This window comes from Fretibacterium fastidiosum (assembly GCF_000210715.1).
Lineage (GTDB): Bacteria > Synergistota > Synergistia > Synergistales > Aminobacteriaceae > Fretibacterium > Fretibacterium fastidiosum.
Map to the genome: position 1 here is coordinate 2,079,946 of NC_021038.1, position 9,103 is coordinate 2,089,048.

11 protein-coding genes are annotated in these 9,103 nt (G+C 56.3%); all 11 read right to left on the minus strand.

Going from position 1 to position 9,103, the window contains the following annotated elements:
- Positions 1-219 (minus strand): hypothetical protein (locus SY1_RS09470; RefSeq protein WP_208873598.1); only part of this gene is annotated, 219 nt, incomplete at its 3' end.
- A gap of 9 nt (positions 220-228) precedes the next feature.
- Positions 229-654, minus strand: a complete 426-nt coding sequence (locus SY1_RS09475; protein ID WP_015556881.1) for a type II CBASS E2 protein — start codon at positions 652-654, stop codon at positions 229-231.
- A gap of 38 nt (positions 655-692) precedes the next feature.
- A complete protein-coding gene (locus SY1_RS09480; protein ID WP_015556882.1) occupies positions 693-1,022 on the minus strand; it encodes a GIY-YIG nuclease family protein in 330 nt (109 codons plus the stop codon).
- Positions 1,023-1,024: 2 nt separating this feature from the next.
- Positions 1,025-1,393 carry a hypothetical protein gene (locus SY1_RS09485; protein ID WP_015556883.1) on the minus strand — a complete coding sequence of 123 codons (369 nt, stop codon included), beginning with the start codon at positions 1,391-1,393 and terminating at the stop codon, positions 1,025-1,027.
- 133 nt (positions 1,394-1,526) lie between these two features.
- Positions 1,527-2,537, minus strand: coding sequence for a CRISPR-associated endonuclease Cas1 (gene cas1, locus SY1_RS09490; protein WP_015556884.1), 1,011 nt, complete (start codon positions 2,535-2,537; stop codon positions 1,527-1,529).
- Positions 2,534-3,358, minus strand: coding sequence for a reverse transcriptase domain-containing protein (locus SY1_RS09495; protein WP_208873600.1), 825 nt, complete (start codon positions 3,356-3,358; stop codon positions 2,534-2,536). The genes cas1 and SY1_RS09495 overlap by 4 nt, the downstream gene beginning before the upstream one ends.
- Before the next feature lie 220 nt (positions 3,359-3,578).
- Positions 3,579-3,866, minus strand: a complete 288-nt coding sequence (gene cas2, locus SY1_RS09500) for a CRISPR-associated endonuclease Cas2 (RefSeq protein ID WP_015556886.1) — start codon at positions 3,864-3,866, stop codon at positions 3,579-3,581.
- A 42-nt stretch (positions 3,867-3,908) separates the two neighbouring features.
- Positions 3,909-6,287, minus strand: a complete 2,379-nt coding sequence (locus SY1_RS09505) for an Hsp70 family protein (RefSeq protein WP_208873602.1) — start codon at positions 6,285-6,287, stop codon at positions 3,909-3,911.
- Positions 6,284-6,583 (minus strand): hypothetical protein, encoded by a 300-nt coding sequence (locus tag SY1_RS09510; protein ID WP_015556887.1) that lies wholly within the window; start codon positions 6,581-6,583, stop codon positions 6,284-6,286. The genes SY1_RS09505 and SY1_RS09510 overlap by 4 nt, the downstream gene beginning before the upstream one ends.
- A 78-nt stretch (positions 6,584-6,661) precedes the next feature.
- Entirely contained in the window at positions 6,662-7,750 is a 1,089-nt protein-coding gene (locus SY1_RS09515; protein ID WP_208873604.1) for a nucleotide exchange factor GrpE, read from the minus strand.
- A 21-nt stretch (positions 7,751-7,771) separates the two neighbouring features.
- Positions 7,772-8,932 carry an MBL fold metallo-hydrolase gene (locus SY1_RS09520; protein WP_015556888.1) on the minus strand — a complete coding sequence of 387 codons (1,161 nt, stop codon included), beginning with the start codon at positions 8,930-8,932 and terminating at the stop codon, positions 7,772-7,774.
- Between the last annotated feature and the right edge of the window lie 171 nt (positions 8,933-9,103).

Below are 9,103 nucleotides of genomic sequence, written 5' to 3' on the forward strand. Positions count from 1 at the left end.
AAAAGCCATGCCCATGGCCCTCAATTCCGCCTCACCGGAGGTGCCGCAGCGACATCCCGCATGGAAGACGACGAGCCCCCACATGCGCCTCTCCACAACATTCCAGCAGAGGCGCCAGCGCCGTAAGCCGTCAAGCTCCAAAGGGTCACGGGCCCCGGCGACGACGGCCATTCCACCGACCCCCATTCGGAAGGAGGCGTCGCAGTAGATTTGAATCACCCCGCTCCCCTACCTCCCGGGCCAGTTTCCGCTGCGCTGATAGACTTCCCAGGCGTTCAGCCAGGCAGCCGCCCAGCCCAACAGAGCCGCTGCCGTGGTCTCCGTTCCAATCCCCTCCCCCCCGCCGCCGTGATCGTTGGAGTAGAGGCAAAGGTGTCCATCAACATATTTGTGGGGTGTCCTGACCCCCATCAATTCACGGACGAACACCTTGGTCTGCCCGTGCGGGTAACTGGCAGGGTAGACGACGGCCACGCTGAAGGAAGAACCGAAGTTCGTGGTCAGGGTTCCTCCCCAGAACAACTCCCCATTCGAGGCGAAGGGGAGGGAAGGGTCCCCCTGAAACAAGGCGAACTGAGGAAACTTACGCTTCATGATCGGCGCCTCGTGAGCCTGAATGCGCTCGGAAAGGGTCTTAGTGACGTTGATGGCCATATCGGCTGCCTCCTTTCATTTCTTTTCTTATTTCCTTGCTACCGCCTTCCATTGCCGCCTGCGGTCTTGTTGCCCGACGGCCTGTGGCGTGCGATATGGAGCTTCTCGGTATCGCAGAGCTCCTGAGCCGACGCCCCATCGCGGGCAATGCCGTAGGACGCCTTCTGAGTCTCGGGATCGAAACGCCCCGATCGCTCGTGCTGCTGAAGCCTCGTTCGGACATCCCCGGTTTGGCCAATATAAACGATCTCGCCGGTAGCCTTATCCCGAATCCGGTAAACTCCGGGGGCGTTCGGAGTGTCGCAGTCTGCGCCCCTCACCCTGTCCGTTTCCCTCATACGCCCCGGACCGATCACGCTGTTTCCCATATCTAACGCGCCTCCTTGTCAAATTCCTCGACCACAGCCCACCCAATGGCCTCTGTGATGCCAGCGGCGGTAGTTGCGTTGACCGCATTTCCAACCCCCGGTATCCACCCCACCAGCACCTGCGTAGCGACCCGTGCAGCATACTTTCCAATCATGCTGCTCAACACGGTGGCACAGATCGCCCTGGCGGCCACCTCGCTCAGCCTCATGTCGAAGACCTTCCCAAGCCCAACGATCATCGTTGCCTGAAGCGCGACCAGAGGAGGGTTATCCGACCCCGGCAGCTGCGCCAGGCTGCCCCCGACCGCAGCCGCGGAAGTCGCGGCCGCATGAATGATGCCGTGGCACATTGCGTTCTGGCTGTCCGTCATCTCTGCATCTCCTCCCTCATCTCGTCCTTCACCGATTTCGCTCTCCGAGCCCTTCAGAGGATTCTTCATTGCCTTCTCAAAATATATAGAAATTCTTTCGGTGATATTTTCGCCTCGGGAGCTAGAAATAGGTTCAGAGCTTAAGGACGAACGGCAGGTAGCTGTCTCCATCACGAATACTTCGGGCCAGACTTTGAGCCTGGGCAAAAATGTGGTTCTCATAGCTGCTGCTGTGGTTGTTGCTGGAGTTTACCACTTCCGTCCGCAGCCGTTCCTTGAACAGGCGCATCAGTTTTTCTCTCGCGCTCTGCGCCATCCTCACCCCGCCCCCTTCTCCGGCGGAGAAGTGGTTCTCGGACAGAAAACCCTGATTGAGGATGGAGATCACCAGCCTGTCGACAACCGCAGAACGGAACTCCTCCATCAGGTCCAGGGATGCCGAGGGACGTCCCCGGTATGCAGGGTGCAGCCATCCAACGCAGGGGTCCAGTCCAACCGTCACGACGGCCGTCGTCACCCGGCCCAGCAGGAGGGTGTAGGCGAACGAGAGCAGGGCGTTGACGGGGTCGCGCGGAGGGCGGCGCGTCCTTCCATCGAAGCGCCAGGGAGCGATCAGGGCGTTGCCGAGAACAGAAAAATAGATTCTTGCGGCATTTCCCTCAGTCCCTCGAAGGGCTTCCAGGCAGCTGCTCCCCGACGCCTCGCGGGCCAGGATGGCGAGCTCCCTGGCCGCATCTTCAAAAACCTCTCCCCCTCCGGGCCGGCGGTACATGAATCGAGTCAACGTCTGCCTTTGATTGAGTACCTTTCCCACAACAAAGGACCGGGCAAAATCCAGGCTCCGGTCTTCCGACAGCGCGGAATCGTACTGCGCACGCCGGAGCTCGTACCCGTGCCCCATGCCGGACGTCAGGCTTCCCTTGTAACGTCCTCCTGAACTGACGAAATGAACCGGGATGTTCCTGTCCATGAGAAGGTGCAGGGCGGGGGTCGTGATGCTCCCGTTCCCCACCACGACCACATCGCCCAGGTTGGTATTGGGTATCTTTTCCGGCGGCTCCTTCCTGCTCCTCCTCCAGGAAAACCCCTCGCCATTTCTGCCCAATACTCCGTTATCCTGCGTCAGGTAAATCGTCCGTGTCATCGTTCGCCCTCTTCCATAGACTCATCTTCCATGGGGATGGCGCCACTTTTCCTGTACATGGAACGGATATGCGACAGCGCCGATCGAGCCTGAATCCGCTCCGAAGGAGTTTTTGCCCCCTGGAGCTGCCTCAGGGCGTTCAGGAATCGCTTCCAGCCGCTTGAATCGGCATCGATCCTTTCTGCGCCGATGCGATGTCCCAAAAACGCTACGGACTCGCAGCGCAGGTTGCCAATGCCGCTTTTCTCCTCGTTGATCGCGATATTCAGCACGGAGAGAATCCCCTGCGCGGTCTGGAGTGCCGCCTGAGCCTCCGGCTCGCTCCCCACCAGAAGAAGCCAGTCGTCAGCGTACCGGATGACCGGAAATCCCTGTTGGAGCATCTGAAGATCGAACGAGTGAAGGTACAGGTTTGCCAGCAGAGGGGAGAGGGGGGAACCCTGCGGTATCCCGCGAAGACGTGGGCGAATCTGCCCTCCTTCCACCACAGGAACCCGAATGGCTTGATTGACCAGGCGCCTCAGGGACTCGTCGGGCAGCCAGTCATGAAGACACGCCGAGAGCACATCCCAGCTGAGCTCGTCAAAACACCCCTTGATGTCGCCTTTTACAAACCACACCCTGCCCTTACGGATGCGTTCGATGACGGCGTCGATGGCGTCGGCGATGCTGCGCCCGGACCGGTAGGCAAAGCTGAGCGGCGCAAAAAGTGGGTCCCATACATCCGCAAGCAGACGATTCGCCCCCTGGAAAACGATCCTGTCCTTGACGGTGGGGACACCGAGTCTGCGAAACCCGCCCCCATTCTTGGAGATTTTCACACCCCGGAGGGGGGATGGAGCATAAGTCCCGTTTTTCAGCGAATCCGAAATCCTCGTGACGTTCCGGTCCCGGTCTCGGCGGAATGCATCAATGGTCTGTCCATCCGTACCGGCCATACCCTTCCTGCATTCCACCCTCTTCCACGCCTGCAAAAGAAATTCCGGACAGCACAATTGGGCGTAAAGGCTCATCTTGTCCCTCTCCTTTTCGATTCCCCTATCAATGCAGGATCAAAGCCGATTCCCAGTCGATCCGCTCTCCTCCGACCGTTTGGAAGTGGCGCATACAGTCCGCACAGACGCGATATGCGCGCAGGGAATCCCCTTCCGAAGGGTTCAGGAACGGCAGACTGTCCCGAATCAGTTCCATAACCTGTTTTTTGGTCTGACAGGTCTCGAAAACGCTTTCCTGAACACGGGTCGCTCTCCCCTCCATCAGCTTGGCCATACGCCTACGCCTGCGATCATCGTGAATGTCGTAGGCCAGGACATGGACGATTCCAGGCATGTTTTTCCCTCCTTTACGTCCGGTTCGACAGGTCCACCCGATTTATCCTTCTACACGCAATTTGAGCAAGTGCTCCTTCTGTCCGGCATCCAGATCGGAACCGCGGAGCATGGCCTCCGCAATCTTCACCCAACGCGCAACATCCCTTCCGCCAACGCGGAATTTGCGCTTTCCCAGGCTATTGAGCAGGGGGGTGATAAAACTGGACCAATGCTCGCTTATCCGGTCGGAAGAACCCAGACCGCGCCTGTCACAAATCTCCCCAATAGCGTAAACGCCGTTACGTGCCACGTCCCCATGAGGCTCGACATGCAGATGCCGGAACATCTTTGGCAGAACATCCTCGAAGCACGAGATGGGAAGTGGATTTTTCTTCTCGCGGCTGCCGATATGGCCAAGGGCCCAGTAGGCGGCGATCCTCTCACCGTCACTTCCTCCCATAAAATCGGCAACGGCCCTGACGGCCTCCTCCGAGTTTCCGGTGCGCCCCAGAGAACAACACAAGGCCGGTACGTAATACCCCGGGATCAAGTGTCTATGGTGCATCATATCCAGGAAAAGCTTTTCATGAGAAGGCAAAGACAATTTTCCCAGGGCCACGATGGCGGCATGCACGATGTCTTGGGCTCTTCCGATGTTCCACGAACAGCCGTACAGCGTTTTGAGCATGCCTACGGAACATATCTTCTCAAGCGCCTGAAGACCGACGGCGGCCTCCTCCCTGGAACAGTGCCCGACAATGCGCCCCATCAGGCGAACGGCGCGTACAGAAAGGCGCGAGTTCCATTTGACAATTCTAATCAGAGGTAAAAGAGCCTGGTCGCAATTCGCAGCCTCGGCAATCGAGCGCTCAATCTCCTTCAATTTTTTCGTGGTACAGGCGTCGATACAGCTGTTGCGCGCTCCCACCTTCTCATAGCGTTTGATGAGAGCGTGCATATCCACGATCTTATCGGTGCGAACACCCAATTTGGGGCGCCTTCGCCAGGACTTCGGAAGGCTGACGGAGGGATTGGTCTGGATGCGGAAAACGGGTTCGCGTTCGATCTCCCCCGAAACGGCAAGCACAGAAAACCGCACGTCAGGCGCATCGCGTCCCCAACCTTCGAGGCTCACGATACCGGCCTCGTCTACCGTCGCCCGGATTTGAACGGGAGTATCCCTGGGCAGCGGTCTGTCGAACCGGACGCGCCGCGTAGCCATGCGGCGGTTGGGCGGCTGAATGTCGTCTCTCGAGCCAACGTAAAACGGCAGGTCGAGCGTCATCGCCTGCTCTTCCGTCGTAGCCATATCGATGACTCCGGTGCTGTACGGCAGAGGAGCGCCGGCCCGGACAAGGTTGAGAAGATGTCCTCCCTTGAGGGCTATGCCTAAATTTTCGTTCTGAATACGCACGGGGCGTGCTCCCTTATGCAGGGCATGGTGATGAACAACGGCACCGCGTGCGACGGATTTGTCGGGGTCTCCAACTTCGAGGGGAGCGAAACCAAAGAATTCCTCCAAGCGCTCACGGACGGCAAAAAGCTTCGACATGCCACCGTTGAGCAGAACCGCATCGACATGAGGCAGATGCCCCAGCTTCATGCGGGCCTTGTTGAGGACGTCGAGGATAGGGTAGATGATGTTGTACGATTGAGTTCCCAGGCAGTCAAACCGTTCGAGAGACTCCATCGACAGCTCAGGGGCCAGGAGGGGCCTGATGACGCTGCGGTACTCTTCAATCGACAAATCATACTCGAAGAGATGGCTTTCAAAGATGTTTGGACGGAGAATTTCATGAACAAGACCGCTGGTGCCACTTTGTCCCTGAAGACGCCGATTCTCCACCATCGCGTTGAGCTCAATTTTCGCCCTTTCGGCCTCATCAAGAAAATTATTGCGAACCAGGCAAGACGTGAATTCGTCCAAACAGCTGATATCCAGCTTGTCCGAAAACTTTTCGATAAAGAACTCCTGAAGCAGCTGATCGAAATTATCTCCTCCAAGCTGCGTATAACGTGAAATGGCATAGTCCTTTACCTCAACGTTTCCGTTTCCTCCATCGGAACGTCTAACTTGGTGGAAGGACACGTCAAGCGTACCGCCTCCAAGGTCAAAGACAAGCACATTCTGTGGCGAGGAAAAGTCTATCAGCGTTTCGGGAATCTCGCCACGTTCCTGACGATTGATAAAATCGCAGAGCGCGGCCCTTGGTTCATCCATGAGAATGTTTCGAGGCGATCCATCCTCGTTTGTCACCTTGAACCCGGCAAGACGCGCGGCCTCAATCGTATCGGAACGTTGATCGCTGTCAAAAGAGGCAGGAACCGTGATGACAACATCGTCCGGGATAAAGCCAAACAACTCCTGTGAAGCAGATGCAATCTGCCTGAGGATTGCAGCCGATATACATGAAGGGCTCAGTTCCTGTTCGTCGATCACGTATTTTTTCCGGACCCCATTGCGCTCTTTACGGACTTTATCACCCGGCTGCTCTGGCGTCCGATCATCGTTCGCGCATAGCCGCCGACAATGGGCTGTTCACTCCCTCTCTTATAGTACACGCAGGAAGGCAAAAGCGCCTGCTTTACCATCCCCTGTCCGGCGGACATCGATCGAAGCTCGGCAACCATGGGAATGACCCGTCCGCTTCGGGCGTCCACACGTCCCCATGCAAGCACGGAATTCGTCGTGCCAAGGTCGATGCCGAGATAAAAATTGTTCGTCTGTACCGTCATGTTTTTCTCCTCCCTGCTTGATACGCACAAGATATGGGATACAACAGGCAACAAACGCTGCAGAAATGCTTTTGCCGGTCAGTTTTGGGAAGAGGCAAGCTGCTCCACCACACGAGGGAGAGAAATGATTCTATCTCCGTAAATCCAGCCTGGTGTCACAACCTGTACGACCTTTCGCTCTGCGCTGTCCACAAAATCGGAACCACTGTACTCGTAAGACTCGGACTCAGTTAGGGTGATGTTCAGTATCGCGCCAGGTTTCTTAATCGGTACAACGCCCAAGGCCTCAATCGCACGTATAAACATGCGTATACAGGCCGGAATTGATTCGATCTCCCTCGGTATCTCGACACCCTTACTCCGAAGTTTACGGAGGTTTTCCTCCGACGCGGCAAACTGGTCAAGGAGCATGCCCATGGCGGGGGAATTCATCTGAGACAAGGCATCGAACCAAACGTTATCGGCAAGCTTCTTTTGGAGGCTATCCATCCTCTTTTCATAGGAACAGATTTGAATCTGCGCGCATTCCAGGGCACTTTTCAGGTCTTTGATTTGCCCTGTAAGGATCTCGATCTTGTCGCCGTGCTCCTGCAATTCCGCCATATCCTCAGCACCACTTTGGTCCTCTTCGTGAACCACGAGGGCCTGAGGCGTTGTCAGTAAGGACTGAACAAGCTCCTTCAGGTTTCCAGGAGAGGCAATGCGGAGCAGTTCGTACATGAGCGTACGGCAGGGGAAGTCCTGACAAACCTCAAGGAACGCCACCAGCACGGCGATCTGCTCAAAACTGTTCGCATCGGCCAATGCGGTAAGCCGAGCCAATCTCCCAGGGTCGATATGACGATCGCGGACCCAGAACGCCAGATTTCGTGCACACCAACGAGTTCGCGAAGCCCAGTGCCTCAACGCATCAAAATTTTGCAAACGAAGTCTCCTTGTAACAATCCGAACAGAGTTCAGAGATTTTCTCTCTTTGGGACAGAGCACTCGTTTGAACTCCTCCTCCGTTTTACCGGAACAGGCCAGCAGGCGTTCGACAGTGTCAAGGTCATCCTGGCTCCTCTGTAGCAGGAAAGCTTTTGTCATGCGCTTTCGCGAGGCAATGGTTCTCTCGATAACATAGGCGAGACGTTCCATTGGCGCACTCTTCATTTCGTTCTTTTCCATAATCGTTTCAACCCTCCGCACTCAGACAAACATCTCCTGACCATTTTTGCTGTGAGCCACCTCGACACACGTTCCAAAACGTTCCCGCGCCTCCTCGACAATATTGCGCACGCCTCCTGTCAAGGGGCTGCCGTGGACGAGGATAACCTTCGTTGGCCTGACGTGTGCGATCAAATTGAGGATGCCGGAACAACCTGCATGGTTGAAAAGACCCAATTCTCTGTCCTCCACTCTTCTTCCCCCACAGGAAGCCGGACTAGCGTGAATGCGGACCCCACGCATCCCCCTGACGGGCATACGATCCGAGAGTTTGACGCGGCCCTTAAACACAGGGTTTCCCCAGCGTTCGCAGACACGGCACTCAGCTTCGCAATCCGGATCAACCCAGATATCCACATCCGGCATCTCTCCACGGTTGGCGCACTCTCGAAGGACACCGGCCAGCTCTGCTGCTCGTCCAATGCTTCTGACGCGGCATTCAACAAGTGATCCCTCATCAAGGAGCGCATTCAGACGCTGCATGAGGCCAACGTTGTTCCTGCCCTCGGAGCTTCGATTGCGGTATCCACAGGTACACTCACAGATCAAAGTATCCACTTTCGTCTGCGGAAACTCCGCGGCTCCTACTGTATGTTGGGCAAAATCACAAAAGTCCCCCGTGTAAAGGACACGCCGCTCGCCGTCCTCCAGCAGGGTCATGGCGGCTCCAGGGATATGCCCAGCCGGAAATAAAGTGATGTTAAGCTCCTTCGTTTGAATGGTAGTTCCATAAGGTTTGGGAATCAGGCGGTCTGTAGCCGCCAGGCGGACAGCGATGTTTCGCCCCGAAGAGGCCGGGGAACGCTGCTCAAAATTTTCATAGTATGTCCGCATCAAATCCAGGGTCGCTGGCGATGAATAGACCGGCACCGTTCCCAGTTCATCAAGAAGGGTCGGCAACGCTCCCATGTGATCTAAATGGGCATGGCTGATGATTACGGCTGAGAGCTCCCAGAGTCCGTCCATATCCCATTTTTTCAGGAACGCCAGCAGACTGGGGAAGGAACCGAAAGGAGCTCCAAAACGGATGCCGGCGTCTAAAAGAACCCGCTCCCCACCCATCTGAACGGCATAGCAACTGGCTCCAATCTCATCCCCCCCACCAATCGGGAACATCTTATATTTTTCATTTTTCTTTTTCATGGCGACCTCCCCACAGACAGATAGAGTGAGCTCTTCCGGCGCTGGCCGAAAATCTCGTTTTCACTGCTCTTCATACTTAATAGATTTTCTTTTAGTGAATGGAGAATGTAAGCATTGAATTTTTCCGCTGCTTTGCCTCCCCTGAAAGGAGGGGTAGTCCGCAGGGGCGGA